Genomic DNA, 16,133 nt, shown 5'->3' with positions numbered 1-16,133 from the left:
GGTAAAGTGGCGGCACGGCAATGAAGGTAAGCCACCGATTTCAGCAGGACGCTGAAACGGGAAAGCCCCTCCCGAGGAAGGGGCCAAAATAAGGAAAGGGTTATGATGAAGTTAGTCATCATACTGGTGATACTCTTAGTGATTAGCCTACCAGCTTACTAAGACACCAGGGGGAGGAGGAATCCTCCCTTACCCTCACTCCTGACGTTAAGCCACATCAAGAATAATGTCAATCCATCAGCGCTGGGCCTGCGAGGCGCTTAGCGGAAAACGACCTCCGCCCAGCGCGCCAGTCCTGCGGTGACGGAGCCGAAATCATCGCCGCCAGCGACGGGTATGCCCGGTAACTGTTCGGAAAGCGCTTTTTTAATCAATGGCGAACGGGCGCTGCCGCCGGTCAGATAGATGACATCCGGTTTTTCCTGCGCGCTGTCCAGCGCCAGTTGCACCTGTTCCAGAATACGCGTCAGCGGTTGATCCAGCGCCGCTTCCAGTCCTTGCTGGCTGATAGCGACCGCCAGGTCGTCGCTGATAAATGGCAGCCTCGCCGTAACATCCGCCTGGCCGGAAAGGGCGATTTTGCTCTCTTCCGCGCAGCGTACCAGGCGGTAACTAAGGCGCTGGCACCAGACCTTGAGCAGCAACGCGACCTTGTCTGCTTCACGCGCGTTGCGAACCAAATCGTTCAACAGACGACCATTCGCGCTACTGTAAAAATCGCTTTGCGCCGGGACGTCGTTAATCGCCACGGCATTCCACCACGGCAGCACCGGCAGGGCGATGCCTTTTTCGGTTTCGCCGCCCATGCCCAGCAAAGGCATCAGATTTTTAAAGGCCAGCGCGATATCCAGATCGTTTCCGCCCACGCGGCAACCGCTGTGCCCCAACAGGCTGCTTTCACGATCGGCGCGCTGACGCCACTGCGGCCCCATCAGCAGCATGGAACAGTCGGTGGTGCCGCCGCCAATATCCACGACCAGCACACGCTTCTCTTCCCGCAGCGTAGCCTCGTAGTCCAGGCCCGCCGCGACCGGTTCGTACTGGAATACCACCTCCTGAAAACCGGCGCGTTTTGCCGCCCGCTCCAGAATACCCTGCGCCTGGCGGTTCGCGTCATCGCCGCCCAGTCCCTGAAAGTTGATCGGGCGACCGATCACCGCCTGGGTAATGGCCTCCGGCAATTGGCTGTGCGCCGTATGACGAATATGTACCATCATGGCGCAGACCAAATCTTCAAACAGCGCGACCTGCTGCGGTTTCAGGCCGCTGGCGCCTAAAAAGGATTTCGGCGATTTGACAAACCAGACCTCCTGGGGATCGTCAATATAGTGCGCCAGCGACGCCAGACCAAACTGTACGCTTTGCGCGCCAACCTCAATATCTTCCTCGCGGTTGTAGCGTATCGCGCGGCGCAGCAGCGCCTGGGTTTCTTCGTCCGTTGCCGGCACATCATGATGGCGATACAGCCACTCGCTCACCGCTTCGCGCGTCGGCGCGCACAGCATAGACGGCAGTAATGCGCTGTTATTCTCCATTGTCAGCAACTGTGGATGCCCGTCGCGCATAATGGCGACCGAGCAGTTTGCCGTACCGTAATCAAATCCTATAAACACCTTAAAATCCCCATGCCAGTGAAGAAGGGGCGTGACTTTAGCGAAATGTCGTCGCGGCGACAACTGGAATATGAAAGCAAGGCGTTACGTGCGATTAGCGTTTATGCTGAAAGGTCAAATAAAGGAGAAAAGTATGTTTACCCTGAGCTGGCAGCCGCCTTACGACTGGTCGTGGATGTTGGGCTTTCTTGCCGCGCGTGCGGTGGACGGCGTGGAAACGGTAGGCGAGGGCTTTTATGCGCGCAGCCTGGTGGTGGGCGAGCATCGCGGACTGGTCAGCGTGAGGCCCAATCTGCCCACCCACACTGTGCAGGTCAGCGTGAGCGCCGGATTACTTCCCGTCGCGCCGGCGTGTCTGGCGAAGGTTTCGCGTCTGTTTGATCTTGACTGCCAGCCCGCGCAGGTTGCCGCCGTGCTGGGGCCACTGGGCGAGGACAGACCGGGGCTGCGTTTACCGGGATCGGTTGATACGTTTGAACAGGGCGTGCGGGCGATACTGGGGCAACTGGTGAGTGTTGCAATGGCGGCAAGGTTGACGGCGAAAGTGGCGCGCCGCTATGGCGAGGCGTTGCCGGATGCGCCCGATTATGTCTGTTTTCCCGGTCCGGAAACGCTGGCGTTGGCCGATCCGCTGGCGCTTAAAGCTCTGGGGATGCCGCTGCGGCGCGCCGAAGCGCTGATTCATCTGGCGCAGGCGACGCTGGCGGGAAAACTGGCGCTCGCCGCGCCGCCGGATATTGAGCAGAGCGTTAAAAATTTACAAACGTTTCCGGGAATTGGCCGCTGGACGGCGAACTATTTCGCTCTGCGCGGTTGGCAGGCAAAAGATATCTTTTTACCCGATGATTACTTAATTAAGCAGCGCTTCGCCGGGATGACGGCCGCGCAGATCCGTCGCTACGCGGAGCGCTGGAAACCGTGGCGTTCCTACGCGCTCCTGCATATCTGGTATACCCACGGCTGGCAACCGTCAATGGATAGCGAAATAGCTGGTATTCAGTAACAAATCCAGCGGTTGCGCTTCGGCGATAGTGTCGCCATAAATCAGATCCACGCCAATACGGGAGAGCGTATCCAGCACCTGTGGGTTTTGTACCGGCCCGACGAGCGTTTTGATGTCCAGATGCTGGGCGTGTCCCTGGATGATCGAGGTCAGCATTTCATCCATTAAACTTTCATGAACGTTGGTGATAAGGTCGCTATCCAGCAGTAAATAATCGGCGATATGCGGGGTCAGTAAATTAAACATTTGTAAATCGCGCCCGACATGGCTGAGAATCACCTGGCAGCCGCGTTGCCGCAGTTTTCGCAGAGTTGCAGCGGCGGTCTGCGCCTGCTTAACGATAACGTCAGCCGGGATAATCAGGTGTAATAACCGTGGCGGCAGTGGGCTATGCTCCAGTTGTTCCAGCAGTTCATCAATAAGGGTCGCGCTGCATAATCCCGCGGCGGACAGCGGCAGCGCAACGCTTAATCCCTTGCTGGCGACGGCGGTCGCCGCATGGTGGAAAAACTCATGGAATACCCGTCGGTCAAGCGCGTGATGCAGCGCGGAGTCGGCTAACCCTACCCGGAACGCGCGCTCTTCCATCACTTCCCCTTCGCTGGTCCACAGCCTGAGTGAGACCAGCCAAAAGCTGGTGGCCTCCGGCGTACGCGGCGGCGCGACGTTTCTGGCAAGCATCAGCAGGTGGTTATTTTTAATCATATGCCACTGTTCTTCCAGCGGCATCATTCCCTTTGAGGAGGTTAATGCGTGCTGCGGTTCGTACACGGTCAGACGGCCGCGACCGCTATTTTTCGCGGCGTAGCAGGCAATATCGGCCTGAGACACGACCTCTGTGAGCTGGCAGTTATGTTCATTTATCATTGTGATCCCGGCGCTGGCGCCGATCCGATGCAGGTGTCCTTCCCACATAAAGTGATATTCATTAACGGCGTTGATAAGCCGCGTCACGATAAAGCGCGCGCTGTCACTATTACAATCCGGCAGCAACAGGCCAAACTCATCGCCACCCAGACGGGCCAGAAGATCGCCGGATCGAAGCATACTGAGCATCAGTGACGCGAGCTCGCGCAATAAGGCGTCGCCGGCGGCATGTCCCGCGCTGTCGTTAACCGCTTTAAAACGGTCCAGATCAATAAACACCAGCGCATGATGTTGAGGCGATTCCTGTATTGTTTGCAGGCGCTGTTGAAGCTGTTTTTCAAAACTGGCGCGGTTGGCAAGATGGGTGAGGGCGTCATGCGTTGCGCTGTAGCTGAGCTGGCGTAACATTTTTCGTGATTCGGTAACGTCCTGGATAACCAGAACCGAACCAATCTTATCGCCGTCAAGCGTACTGAGCGGCGTGATACTGTAATGAATATCGTAGCTGCCGCCGTTATGACAATGGAGCACTATCTCCTGTTCCATGTCCGATCGCGACCTGTCGGCGCGATAAATATCCTCCAGCAGCGGCCCCTTATTACCTGACGTAATGCGCAGAACCGTTAATAATGGTGCGCCTAAAGCATCCTCTTGCCGCCAGCCGCTCATCTTCTCGGCGATCGGGTTCATAAAGGTGATATTCATCGCGACATCAATACACACCACCGCTTCTCCGATAGAGTCAAGCGTGATGTGCAACCGTTCTTTTTCCTGAAACAGCGCGTCGTTCGCTTGTGTAATACGTTCCATCAACCGCTGGTTTTCCTGCTCGCTTTGCTTGAGATCGTTAATATCTTCAATCTGAGCAATAAAATAGAGAGGTTTATTGTCTTTATGACGAACCAGCGAGACGGCCAGTAGCGCCCAGACGACATCGCCGTTGCGGGTGTAGTAGCGTTTTTCCATGGAATAGCTATTGATGTCGCCGCGCACCAGCATGTTTAGCTGTTCAAGGTCGTTATTCAGGTCTTCCGGCCAGGTCAATTGCTGAAATGTCATCGTGCGTAATTCATCCTGGCTATAGCCAAGAAAATGGCTCAGAGATTTATTGACCTGTAGCCACTGACCCTCCGTACCGACCAGCGCCATACCAATGGCGGAATACTCCATCGCGTTGCGAAAGCGGGATTCGCTCTCGGTGATATGTTTGCGTTCCGTGCGAAACGCGTACATCACCATCGTCATCATATTGGCAGGCAGCAGGATCATTAAAAAAGGTAGCCACGGCATATTGACCATCACGTCGGTTTTCGGCGTGGCGAGCAGCGTGGGGTCATTGGCCAGCATGAGCGAGACCACGATAACGGTAGCTAAAAAAATTAAAAACGCCTCCATTCGCGGCAGGCGCACCGCACTCCACATCAACAGGACGATAACGCACGTAAACGGCCACGGAATATAGCGCATAGCGAGCCAGCTTAGCGCCAGCGTAATGACCAGCGTCAATAGCGTTTCCAGCAACAGATGCGGGTCGCGATGACGCAACAGATAGTGTGGTTTAAACAGTAAACCTAACGGTACCAGCGTCAGCGCGCCGATGGCTTCCGATAATACCCAAATCAGAAACGCTTTCGAGGCGACCGCTTCCGGCGCTATCAGCCAAAATAACAGGCCGCCGAGTAGCGGCGGAATCACGGCGCTGCCGATAGCCAGACGAAACCAGTCATTCAAATTTTGTAAGGGGTTGTAGCTGGGGAGCAGTTTTCGCAGCAGTATCGCGCCAGTGGCCGCCTCGATAATATTTATTGCCGTCCAGCTAAAGTTAAGCGAGGCGGCAGGAAATAAAGTCAGTGAGGCGCCGATGCTGCCGAGCGAGCAGGCGACCGCGATCCCTGGCCACAGACGGCCCGCATGGCGGTAAAACGCGACCATCATAATGGAGGTGGGGAACCACAGCGGCGCGAGTTGGGTGCCGACACGCGATAATACGAGCGAAAAGAGCGTAAAGACAAACGCGACCAGGCCTAAACTGACCAGACGCAATAGCGGGTGGGGGACGGTAACGAAAACATGTTGGGATGGTTTACTCATTACCACTCTATCCGAATCGCCGGTAACGTCGCGGAATACCGGACGCGTCAGTTTACTCTGTGATTATGCTAGTATAAACGCGTAATGATTTATACGCTGGCTGAATATAAATTGTGGCTCCCGGCGTATTCCTCCTCCAGACGGGTCGATAAAACCGCTGCCCGCGTTAAAACTGAACGCTTTTACGTCGCGACGTCGAATGCGCCGCCAACAAATTCACCGTGGCATAGCGCCGGACTGGTATCGCGCTGCTGAAATCCCTATAATTGCCGCGTTTGGCGTTTCGGCGCCCCCCTTCCTTACATCCAGGTTAATCAGGTCGCTAAATTTATGACTGATCAGTCTCATCAGTGCGTCATTATCGGTATCGCTGGCGCATCGGCTTCCGGCAAGAGTCTTATTGCCAGTACCCTTTACCGCGAATTGCGTGAACAAGTGGGTGACGAACATATTGGCGTTATTCCCGAAGACAGTTATTACAAAGATCAAAGCCATCTGTCGATGGAAGAACGCGTAAAAACTAACTATGACCATCCGAATGCGATGGATCACAGCCTGCTATTTCAGCATCTTCAGGCGCTCAAGCGCGGTTCGGCGATTGAATTACCGGTATACAGTTATGTTGAGCATACCCGTATGCAGGAAACGGTTCGCGTAGAACCGAAGAAAGTGATTATTCTTGAAGGTATTCTGTTACTGACCGACGCGCGTTTGCGTGAAGAGATGAACTTCTCTATTTTTGTCGATACGCCGCTGGATATCTGTTTGATGCGCCGTATCAAACGCGATGTGAACGAGCGTGGTCGCTCAATGGATTCGGTGATGGCGCAATATCAGAAAACGGTGCGTCCGATGTTCCTGCAATTTATTGAGCCTTCCAAACAATATGCGGATATTATCGTGCCGCGCGGCGGTAAAAACCGCATCGCTATTGATATTCTGAAAGCGAAAATCAGCCAGTTCTTTGAATAAATCTGGCGAATTGTGTACCGTTCAGTGATAACCTGGTTAGCCCTTGATGTGCTTGATTTAAGGGCTTGATGCGCGAAAGGAGAAAGTGCCATGCGTTTATGCGACCGAGATATTGAAGCCTGGCTGGATGAAGGCCGTTTGTCTATCACCCCGCGACCTCCCGTAGAGCGCATTAACGGCGCGACGGTCGATGTACGTCTTGGCAATAAATTTCGAACCTTCCGTGGTCATACGGCGGCGTTTATCGATCTGAGCGGGCCGAAAGATGAGGTCAGCGCGGCGCTGGATCGCGTGATGAGCGATGAAATCGTTTTGCCGGACGGCGAGGCATTTTATCTGCATCCGGGTGAGTTGGCGCTGGCCGTCACCTTTGAATCCGTTACCCTGCCGCCGGATTTAGTGGGCTGGCTGGATGGTCGTTCCTCGCTGGCGCGTCTGGGGCTGATGGTGCATGTGACGGCGCACCGTATCGATCCTGGCTGGTCGGGCTGCATTGTGCTTGAGTTTTACAACTCCGGGAAGCTGCCGCTGGCGTTGCGTCCGGGTATGCTCATCGGCGCGTTGAGCTTTGAGCCGCTGTCCGGCCCGGCGGCGCGGCCTTATAACCGCCGTCAGGATGCCAAATATCGCGATCAGCAGGGCGCTGTTGCCAGCCGGATTGATAAAGACTGAGCCATTCGGCGCAATACTGCCGGTCCATTGAGGGTAGCATGAGACGATTTCTGACGACGCTGATGATTCTCCTGGTCGTGCTGGTGGCCGGATTTTCTGCGTTGGTATTGTTGGTCAATCCGAATGATTTCCGCGCCTATATGGTGCAGCAGGTTGCCGCGCGTAGTGAATATCAGTTGCAACTGGACGGGCCGCTGCGCTGGCACGTATGGCCGCAACTCAGCATCCTTTCCGGGCGAATGACGCTAACGGCGCGAGGCGCCAGCGAACCGCTGGTGCGGGCTGACAATATGCGCCTGGATGTCGCTTTATGGCCGCTGTTGAGTCATCAGCTTCATGTTAAGCAGGTGATGCTGAAAGGCGGGGTGATTCAACTGACGCCGCAAACGGAAGCGGTACGCAGCGATGATGCGCCGGTCGCGCCGAAAGATAATACCTTGCCGGACGTAGCGGAAGATCGCGGCTGGTCGTTTGATATTCGTAGCCTGCGCGTTGCCGACAGCGTGCTGGTTTTCCAGCATGAAAATGATGATCAGGTCACGGTGCGCGATATTCGTCTGAATATGGAACAAGATGCCGAGCATCGCGGCACGTTTGATTTTTCGGGACGCGTGAACCGCGATCAGCGGGATCTTGCTTTATCGTTCAGCGGAACGGTGGATGCTTCCGATTATCCGCATAATTTAACCGCGGGTATTGAGCAACTGCGCTGGCAATTGCAGGGCGCGGATCTACCGGCGCAGGGGATTGAGGGGCAGGGACAATTGCAGGCGCAGTGGCAGGAGGCGCAAAAACGTCTTTCATTTAACCACTTAAATTTAACGGCGAATGACAGTTCTCTGACCGGGCATGTTCAGGTAACGCTGGCGGAGCAGCCGGAATGGCAAATTGACCTCCAGTCCAGCAAGCTTAATCTGGACAACCTGTTGCCGCATCATAGCACCGTGGCTCAGACGGGCGGCGCGGTGTCGCAGGGGCAAAATACGCTCCCCCTGACCAGGCCAGTTATCGCGTCGCGTGTTGGTGCGCCGCCTTATCAGGGGCTGCAAAGCTTTACGGCGGAGATTGCTTTACAGGCGGATTCAGTTCGCTGGCGGGGAATGGACTTTACCCAGGTTTCGACGAAGATGTCTAATCAGGCCGGATTGCTGGATATCACCGAGTTGCAGGGGAAACTGGCCGACGGAGAGATGTCGCTGCCCGGCACGCTGGACGCCCGCACCGCCAGTCCGCGCATCGAATTCCACCCTCGCCTCAACCATGTTGAGATTGGGACTATCCTGAAAGCCTTTAATTATCCGATTAGCCTGACCGGTAAGATGTCGCTGGTTGGCGATTTCTCCGGGGCGGATATTGACGCAGAGGCATTTCGCCATAGCTGGAAAGGAAAAGCGCATGTTGACATGAGCAATACGCGCCTCGAAGGAATGAATTTCCAGCAACTGGTGCAGCAGGCCGTAGAGCGAAGCGGCGGCGACGCGCAGCAGTCGCAGGAAAATATGGACAATGCGACCCGACTGGATCGCTTCACGACCGATCTGACGCTAAATAAGGGCACGCTGACGCTCGACGACATGGTCGGGCAATCTTCTATGCTGGCGTTAACCGGCAGCGGAACGCTGGACCTGGTTAAGCAGAGTTGTGATACGCAATTTAATCTGCGTGTGCTGGGCGGCTGGAACGGCGATAGCAACCTGATCACCTTCCTGAAAGAGACGCCGGTGCCGCTGCGCGTCTATGGCAAGTGGCAGGAGCTGAACTATACCCTGCAAGTGGATCAGTTATTGCGCAAGCATTTACAGGATGAGGCGAAGCGTCGGCTCAATGACTGGGCGGATCGCAATAAAGATACCCGCAACGGTAAAGATGTGAAGAAACTGCTGAATAAGCTGTAGTTTTTGGCCAAAGGGCAGAGCCGGATGGCGAGGCTAACGCGCCTCCGGCCTGCCTGGTAAGCAGGCCGGGGCAGGCGAACAGACGTTACATCTCCTGGTCTGGCTCGCCGTTATGCAGCGGAATTAACTGCACTTTCTGCACTCGATGGCTTTCTACCTGCAATGTTTTCAGCAAATAATCGCCCACCTGAACCTCTTCACCGGTTTGCGGTATGCGCTGCAAATATTCCATCAATAATCCGGCAATCGTATGGTATTCCCGTTTTTCATCCAGCGGTAGCGGCACATACTGCACCAAATCCTCCAGCGGCATATGGCCGTTTGCTGTCCAGGAACCGTCCGGGTTCTTCTGAATATCGTGGCGGGCGTCAATTTCCTCGACTTCATTCGGCAGATTACCGGCGATAGTCTCCATGACATCGCTTAATGTCACAATGCCTTCAACCGAGCCAAACTCATCTACGACAAAGGCAAAATGGGTTCTGGCGTTACGGAACTGCTCCAGCGCAGGCAGCAGCGGCAATGTTTCCGGGAAAACCAGCGGTTGGCGAATCAGCGCCCGCAGGTTGAGCGGTTCGCCGCGCAGCGATTGTTGCAACAGATCGATGACGTGGACGACGCCGAGTAAATCTTCCTGTTCATTTTCACCCGTCACGACCAGACGCGTATGCTGGTTCTTCTCCAGCAGAGCGCGGATTTCCGCTTCCGGCGCGTTGAGATCGATATGCTCGATATCGTGACGCGACGTCATGATGCTACTTACGGTGCGCTGGTTGAGATTCAGCACCCGCTCAATCATCCTGCGCTCCTGCGGATTAAAAATCTGGCTGTCGTCATGGTCTGCCAGCATCGCGGCGGTTTCCGCATCCAGTTCGGCATCCTCTTTTTTACCGCTAATCAGCCGCATCACGGCCTCCGTTGTGCGCTGGCGCAGCGTATGGTTAGCGGAAAGAAAACGGCGGCGGTTAAAAATAGCCAGTTGGTTGAGCGCCTCGATCATCACCGAGAAGCCGATAGCCGCGTACAGATACCCTTTCGGAATGTGGAAACCAAACCCTTCCGCCACCAGGCTAAAGCCGATCATTAGCAGGAAGCTAAGACACAAAATGACAATGGTGGGATGGTTGTTCACAAATCGGGTCAGTGACTTGCTGGCGAGCAGCATCAGACTAATGGCGATTATCACTGCCGCCATCATGACCGCCAGGTGATCGACCATCCCCACGGCGGTAATCACGGAGTCGAGAGAAAAGATAGCGTCCAGCACCACAATTTGCGCGACCACCGCCCAGAATTTCGCCCCCTTACGCTGGGTAGGGTTGGCGCTATCTTTCCCTTCCAGCCGTTCGTTGAGCTCCATGGTGGCTTTAAAGAGCAGGAAGAAGCCGCCGAACAGCATAATCAGATCGCGGGCGCTGAAGCTTAACGCCTGTACGCTAAAGAGCGGCTTAGTCAAGGTGACCAGCCACGAGATTGACGCCAGCAGCAGCAGGCGCATGATCATCGCCAGTATCAGGCCGGTAACGCGCGCGCGGTCGCGCTGCCCCGGCGGTAGTTTTTCAGCGAGGATGGCAATAAAGACCAGGTTATCAATGCCGAGAACAAGTTCGATAACGATTAACGTTACCAGTCCGGCCCAGATTGACGGATCGGCAATCCATTCCATAGTAAGAGCAATACCTTCTGTAATATGACAATTGTCACAATTCGATCATGGATAATACGGCGGAAAAATGCAATGCCGCAGAGCAATTTATCTTTGTTACGCGGCTATAAAATAACTTTAAAATAGCTGTAATGTTTCTGTCGGAAACTAAATAATGTCAAGAATATATTTAGGAAATATCGCAGGTGGAGTGGAGTAAATAAATATTGTCAACATCAATAAAATCCTAAAATCATCTGTTAATTCATTTAATATTAATCTTAAAAATATAGAATGGCGGGTTTGTTACCTTGCCTGTCATTAGGTTAGCTGCAACAATTCTTGCAGGATTAAGATAGCGCTCTTAAATATCCTGTCACGACATCGAGAAAACAATTAATACGTAACCTTTATTTCGCTGAAGATTTTTATCTGAACGAGGATGAAATCGGAGGGGAATACGAAAATTTAGAATAATCAGTGTATTGGTAGCTAAGAAGCCAGGGGCGGTAGCGTGCCTGAAAGCCTGAATATAAGCCTTTATTATTCTGTCAATAGCCTGCGGATGAATTGATTTTTTTTCAGAATGATGCCAGTTAATTTTCTCTGCCATTAACTGCAAGGTAAATGTGCACGGACGAAGCCGCTATTTAAATTGCACAGGATAATGACTCTGCCAAAGTGATAAATAATCAATGATGAAATCTAAAATGAAATTGATGCCATTATTGGCGTCGCTCAGCTTGATAAGTGGTTGCACAGTACTTCCGGGCAGCAATATGTCTACGATGGGGAAAGATGTGATCAAACAGCAAGACGCTGACTTTGATCTCGACCGGATGGTCAATGTGTATCCGCTGACGCCACGGCTGGTTGAGCAATTACGCCCGCGGCCCAATGTCGCGCAACCGAATATGTCGCTGGACCAGGAGATTGCCAGCTATCAGTATCGCGTCGGGCCTGGCGATGTGCTGAATGTCACCGTCTGGGATCACCCGGAATTGACCACGCCAGCAGGCCAGTACCGCAGCTCAAGCGATACCGGCAACTGGGTTCAGCCGGACGGCACCATGTTTTATCCCTACATTGGCAAGGTTAGCGTCGTCGGTAAAACTTTGTCAGAGATTCGCAGCGATATTACCGGGCGTTTAGCGAAGTACATCGCGGACCCGCAGGTGGATGTCAATATCGCCGCTTTCCGCTCGCAAAAAGCGTACATCTCCGGCCAGGTGAATAAATCCGGTCAGCAGGCCATTACTAACGTACCGCTAACCGTCCTGGATGCGATTAACGCTGCGGGCGGCCTGACCGATATGGCGGACTGGCGCAACGTCGTGTTGACGCACAACGGCAAAGAGCAGCGCATTTCGCTACAGGCGCTGATGCAAAATGGCGATCTTAGCCAGAACCGCTTGCTCTACCCTGGCGACATTCTGTATGTGCCGCGCAATGACGATCTGAAAGTCTTTGTCATGGGCGAAGTGAAAAAACAGAGCACCCTCAAAATGGATTTCAGCGGCATGACGCTCACCGAAGCATTAGGCAATGCGGAAGGCATCGATCTGACCACCTCCAACGCCAGCGGCATTTTTGTGATTCGTCCGTTGAAAGGCGAGGGAGGACGCGGCGGCAAGATCGCCAATATCTACCAGCTTGATATGTCTGACGCCACGTCATTGGTGATGGCGACGGAATTCCGACTTCAGCCTTACGATGTGGTGTACGTCACGACCGCGCCGGTTGCTCGCTGGAACCGTCTGATCAATCAGTTGCTGCCGACCATTAGCGGTGTCCGTTATATGACGGATACGGCCAGCGACATTCATTCCTGGTAATCGTTATGTTTAACAAAATCTTAGTGGTCTGTGTGGGGAATGTTTGCCGTTCTCCGACGGCGGAACGTTTGCTAAAGCGCTTTCATCCCTCGCTGACGGTTGCATCCGCCGGATTAGGCGCGCTGGTCGGCAAAGGCGCCGATCCTGCGGCGGCGAGCGTGGCGAGCGCCCACGATCTGTCTTTGGAAAATCACTGCGCAAGGCAAATTTCCGCGCGTCTGTGCCGGGAATATGACCTGATTCTGACGATGGAGAAACGTCACATCGCCGCCCTGTGCGACATTGCGCCGGAAATGCGCGGCAAGGTAATGCTGTTTGGTCACTGGGACAGCGAGCGTGAAATACCGGACCCGTATCGCAAAAGCCGCGATGCGTTTGAGGCGGTGTACACATTACTGGAAAGGTCTGCCCGCCAGTGGGCGCAGGCACTGAATGCAGAGCAGGGAAAACCATGACAGAAAAAGTAAAACAATCTGCGGCGGTTACGGGTAGCGATGAAATCGATATCGGGCGTCTGGTCGGAACGGTGATTGAGGCGCGTTGGTGGGTATTGGGGACGACGGCCATATTTGCGCTGTGCGCGGTAATTTATACGCTCTTCGCCACGCCCATCTATAGCGCCGATGCGCTGGTGCAGATTGAACAAAACACCGGTAATTCGCTGGTACAGGATATCAACAGCGCATTAGCGAATAAGCCGCCGGCTTCCGATGCGGAAATTCAGCTCATTCGATCGCGTCTGGTGCTGGGGAAGACCGTTGACGATCTGGATCTGGATATTGCCGTCACCAAAAACACCTTTCCGCTGTTCGGCGCCGGGTGGGAGCGGCTGATGGGACGTCACAATGAAAGGGTGAAAGTCACGACATTCACCCGACCAGAGACGATGAGCGGACAGATCTTCACCCTCAAAGTGCTGGGCGACAAACGTTATCAGTTGGTTAGCGACGGCGGATTTAGCGCGCAGGGCGTTGTGGGCCAGCCACTTAATAAAGACGGCGTGACGATGCAGGTAGAGGCGATTGACGCCCGTCCTGATACGGAATTTACGGTGAGTAAATTCTCAACGCCTGGCATGATTAATAACCTGCAAAATAACCTCACCGTAACGGAAACCGGCAAAGATACCGGCGTTCTGAGTCTGACGTTCACGGGAGAGGATCGCGACCAAATCCGCGACATTCTCAACAGTATTACCCGTAACTATCTGCAACAGGATATTGCGCGGAAATCTGAAGAGGCGGGGAAGAGTCTGGCGTTTCTGGCAAAACAACTGCCGGAAGTCCGCAGCCGTCTGGATGTGGCGGAAAACAAGCTAAACGCTTTCCGCCAGGATAAAGACTCGGTGGATTTACCGCTGGAGGCGAAGGCGGTGCTCGATTCGATGGTTAATATCGACGCCCAGTTGAATGAGTTGACGTTTAAAGAGGCGGAAATTTCCAAGCTCTTTACCAAAGCGCATCCGGCTTACCGCACCCTGCTGGAAAAACGTAAAGCGCTGGAAGATGAAAAAGCCAAACTGAACGGGCGGGTGACGGCGATGCCGAAAACCCAGCAGGAGATTGTGCGTTTGACCCGTGATGTGGAGTCCGGCCAGCAGGTCTATATGCAACTGCTTAATAAACAGCAGGAGCTGAAAATCACCGAAGCCAGCACCGTTGGCGACGTGCGCATCGTTGACCCGGCGATTACCCAGCCAGGCGTGCTGAAGCCGAAAAAGGCGTTGATTATTCTCGGCAGCATTATTCTGGGATTAATGTTATCGATTGTCGGCGTGCTGCTGCGCTCGCTGTTTAATCGCGGTATCGAAAGCCCGCAGGCGCTGGAGGAGCACGGGATCAGCGTCTATGCCAGTATTCCGCTGTCGGAATGGCAAAAAGCGCGCGATAGCGTCAAAACCATTAAAGGAATTAAGCGTTACAAGCAGAGCCAACTGCTGGCGGTGGGCAATCCGACCGATCTGGCGATTGAGGCGATTCGCAGCCTGCGCACCAGCCTGCATTTCGCCATGATGCAGGCGCAAAATAATGTACTCATGCTCACAGGCGTCAGCCCCTCTATCGGCAAAACCTTTGTTTGCGCCAATCTGGCGGCCGTCATCAGCCAGACGCATAAACGGGTATTACTGATCGACTGCGATATGCGCAAGGGCTACACCCATGAACTGCTCGGCACCAATAACGTGGACGGCTTATCTGACATTCTGGCGGGCAAAGGCGAGATAGCCTCCTGCGCGAAACCCACGGCGATCGCTAATTTTGATCTTATTCCGCGCGGTCAGGTACCGCCTAACCCATCAGAACTGCTGATGAGCGAGCGCTTCGGCGAGCTGATCGCCTGGGCAAGCAGCCGCTACGACCTGGTATTAATCGACACGCCGCCGATTCTGGCCGTGACGGACGCCGCGATTGTGGGGCGTCACGTCGGGACGACGCTGATGGTGGCGCGTTATGCCGTCAACACCTTGAAAGAAGTGGAAACCAGTCTGAGCCGTTTTGACCAGAATGGCATTCAGGTCAAAGGCGTCATTCTCAACTCCATTTTCCGCCGGGCGACGGGCTACCAGGATTATGGCTATTACGAGTATGAATACCAGTCAGATTCCAAATAAAAAATAAGGCGTGCCGGATGGCGCGGCCTGTGACTGTAGGCCGGACAAGCGTAGCGCCATGCGGCAAAACTATCTGGGGAATAAGCATGACAACAGAAACTCCGCTGATCTCAATTTATATGCCAACCTGGAACAGGCAGCAGTTGGCTATCCGGGCGATTAAATCAGTACTACGTCAGGACTACCGTCACTGGGAGATGATCATCGTGGATGATTGCTCCTCATCTTATCAGCAGCTACAACAATTTGTTGAGGAGCTGAACGACCCGCGCGTCCGTTATACTCATAACGCCAGGAATACCGGCGCCTGCGCGGTTCGCAACCAGGCCATTATGCAGGCGCAAGGGCACTACATTACCGGTATTGATGATGACGATGAATGGACGCCCAACCGTCTGAGCGTGTTTCTGGCCCATAAACACCAGTTGACTACGCACGCCTTTTTGTATGCCAACGACTATGTGTGTGAGGGCGAGGTCTACTCTCAGCCTGCCAGCCTGCCGCTGTATCCGAAATCCCCTTATTCGCGCCGCTTGTTCTACAAGCGCAATATTATTGGCAATCAGGTTTTTACCTGGGCCTGGCGCTTTAAAGCGTGTTTGTTCGATACCGAACTCAAGGCGGCGCAGGATTACGACATTTTTCTGCGCATGGTGGTGGAGTATGGCGAACCGTGGAAAGTCGAAGAGGCGACGCAAATTTTACATATCAACCACGGCGAGATGCAGATTACCTCTTCGCCGAAAAAGTTCTCCGGCTATTTCCATTTTTATCGTAAGCACAAAGATAAATTCGATCGCGCCAGCAAAAAATACCAGCTTTTTACCCTGTACCAAATTCGCAATAAGCGAATGACCTGGCGCACGTTGCTGACGTTGCTCTCCGTGCGTAACAGCAAACGCCTGGCGGCCGGGCTGCGGGGGCGATAA

General features: G+C 54.1%; 12 protein-coding genes. 9 read left to right on the top strand and 3 right to left on the bottom strand.

What is annotated here, in order from left to right:
* The first annotated feature begins 102 nt into the window (after positions 1 to 102).
* Positions 103 to 162, top strand: coding sequence for a type I toxin-antitoxin system Ibs family toxin (locus tag ACLD11_RS17760; protein ID WP_108418456.1), 60 nt, complete (start codon positions 103 to 105; stop codon positions 160 to 162).
* Between the two features lie 98 nt (positions 163 to 260).
* Here ACLD11_RS17760 and yegD read toward each other — a convergent pair whose 3' ends face one another.
* Positions 261 to 1,613, bottom strand: coding sequence for a molecular chaperone (yegD, locus tag ACLD11_RS17755; RefSeq protein ID WP_411015196.1), 1,353 nt, complete (start codon positions 1,611 to 1,613; stop codon positions 261 to 263).
* A 133-nt stretch (positions 1,614 to 1,746) separates the two neighbouring features.
* Here yegD and alkA point away from each other — a divergent pair, with 133 nt between their 5' ends.
* Positions 1,747 to 2,616, top strand: coding sequence for a DNA-3-methyladenine glycosylase 2 (gene alkA / locus ACLD11_RS17750; RefSeq protein WP_023224531.1), 870 nt, complete (start codon positions 1,747 to 1,749; stop codon positions 2,614 to 2,616).
* Here the strand turns inward: alkA and ACLD11_RS17745 are convergent.
* Positions 2,584 to 5,574, bottom strand: coding sequence for an MASE1 domain-containing protein (locus ACLD11_RS17745; RefSeq protein WP_411015195.1), 2,991 nt, complete (start codon positions 5,572 to 5,574; stop codon positions 2,584 to 2,586). The genes alkA and ACLD11_RS17745 overlap by 33 nt on opposite strands.
* 330 nt (positions 5,575 to 5,904) lie before the next feature.
* Here ACLD11_RS17745 and udk point away from each other — a divergent pair, with 330 nt between their 5' ends.
* The 3 genes from udk to asmA all read left to right on the top strand — a co-directional run bounded on the left by udk (position 5,905) and on the right by asmA (position 9,113).
* Positions 5,905 to 6,546: a uridine kinase gene (udk, locus tag ACLD11_RS17740; protein ID WP_000132082.1), complete on the top strand. Its 642-nt coding sequence runs from the start codon at positions 5,905 to 5,907 to the stop codon at positions 6,544 to 6,546.
* A gap of 90 nt (positions 6,547 to 6,636) precedes the next feature.
* Positions 6,637 to 7,218 carry a dCTP deaminase gene (gene dcd / locus ACLD11_RS17735; RefSeq protein ID WP_001234783.1) on the top strand — a complete coding sequence of 194 codons (582 nt, stop codon included), beginning with the start codon at positions 6,637 to 6,639 and terminating at the stop codon, positions 7,216 to 7,218.
* A gap of 38 nt (positions 7,219 to 7,256) precedes the next feature.
* Complete coding sequence (asmA, locus tag ACLD11_RS17730; RefSeq protein ID WP_001252263.1) at positions 7,257 to 9,113, top strand: outer membrane assembly protein AsmA; 1,857 nt, start codon at positions 7,257 to 7,259, stop codon at positions 9,111 to 9,113.
* Between the two features lie 85 nt (positions 9,114 to 9,198).
* Here the strand turns inward: asmA and ACLD11_RS17725 are convergent, their stop codons facing one another.
* Positions 9,199 to 10,779 carry a TerC family protein gene (locus tag ACLD11_RS17725; protein ID WP_411015194.1) on the bottom strand — a complete coding sequence of 527 codons (1,581 nt, stop codon included), beginning with the start codon at positions 10,777 to 10,779 and terminating at the stop codon, positions 9,199 to 9,201.
* A 674-nt stretch (positions 10,780 to 11,453) separates the two neighbouring features.
* Here ACLD11_RS17725 and ACLD11_RS17720 point away from each other — a divergent pair.
* The 4 genes from ACLD11_RS17720 (at position 11,454) to wcaA (ending at position 16,133) form a co-directional block, all read left to right on the top strand.
* Positions 11,454 to 12,593 carry a polysaccharide export protein gene (locus ACLD11_RS17720; protein WP_000978077.1) on the top strand — a complete coding sequence of 380 codons (1,140 nt, stop codon included), beginning with the start codon at positions 11,454 to 11,456 and terminating at the stop codon, positions 12,591 to 12,593.
* A 5-nt stretch (positions 12,594 to 12,598) separates the two neighbouring features.
* Positions 12,599 to 13,048 (top strand): low molecular weight protein-tyrosine-phosphatase Wzb, encoded by a 450-nt coding sequence (gene wzb, locus ACLD11_RS17715; RefSeq protein WP_000482224.1) that lies wholly within the window; start codon positions 12,599 to 12,601, stop codon positions 13,046 to 13,048.
* Positions 13,045 to 15,204: a tyrosine-protein kinase Wzc gene (gene wzc, locus ACLD11_RS17710; RefSeq protein ID WP_411012150.1), complete on the top strand. Its 2,160-nt coding sequence runs from the start codon at positions 13,045 to 13,047 to the stop codon at positions 15,202 to 15,204. Before wzb ends, wzc begins: the two co-directional genes overlap by 4 nt.
* 86 nt (positions 15,205 to 15,290) lie before the next feature.
* Positions 15,291 to 16,133: a colanic acid biosynthesis glycosyltransferase WcaA gene (wcaA, locus tag ACLD11_RS17705; protein WP_017442203.1), complete on the top strand. Its 843-nt coding sequence runs from the start codon at positions 15,291 to 15,293 to the stop codon at positions 16,131 to 16,133.

Source organism: Salmonella sp. 741265116_PST, assembly GCF_046567715.1.
Lineage (GTDB): Bacteria > Pseudomonadota > Gammaproteobacteria > Enterobacterales > Enterobacteriaceae > Salmonella > Salmonella enterica.
This window is presented reverse-complemented; position numbering and strand designations above follow the sequence as displayed.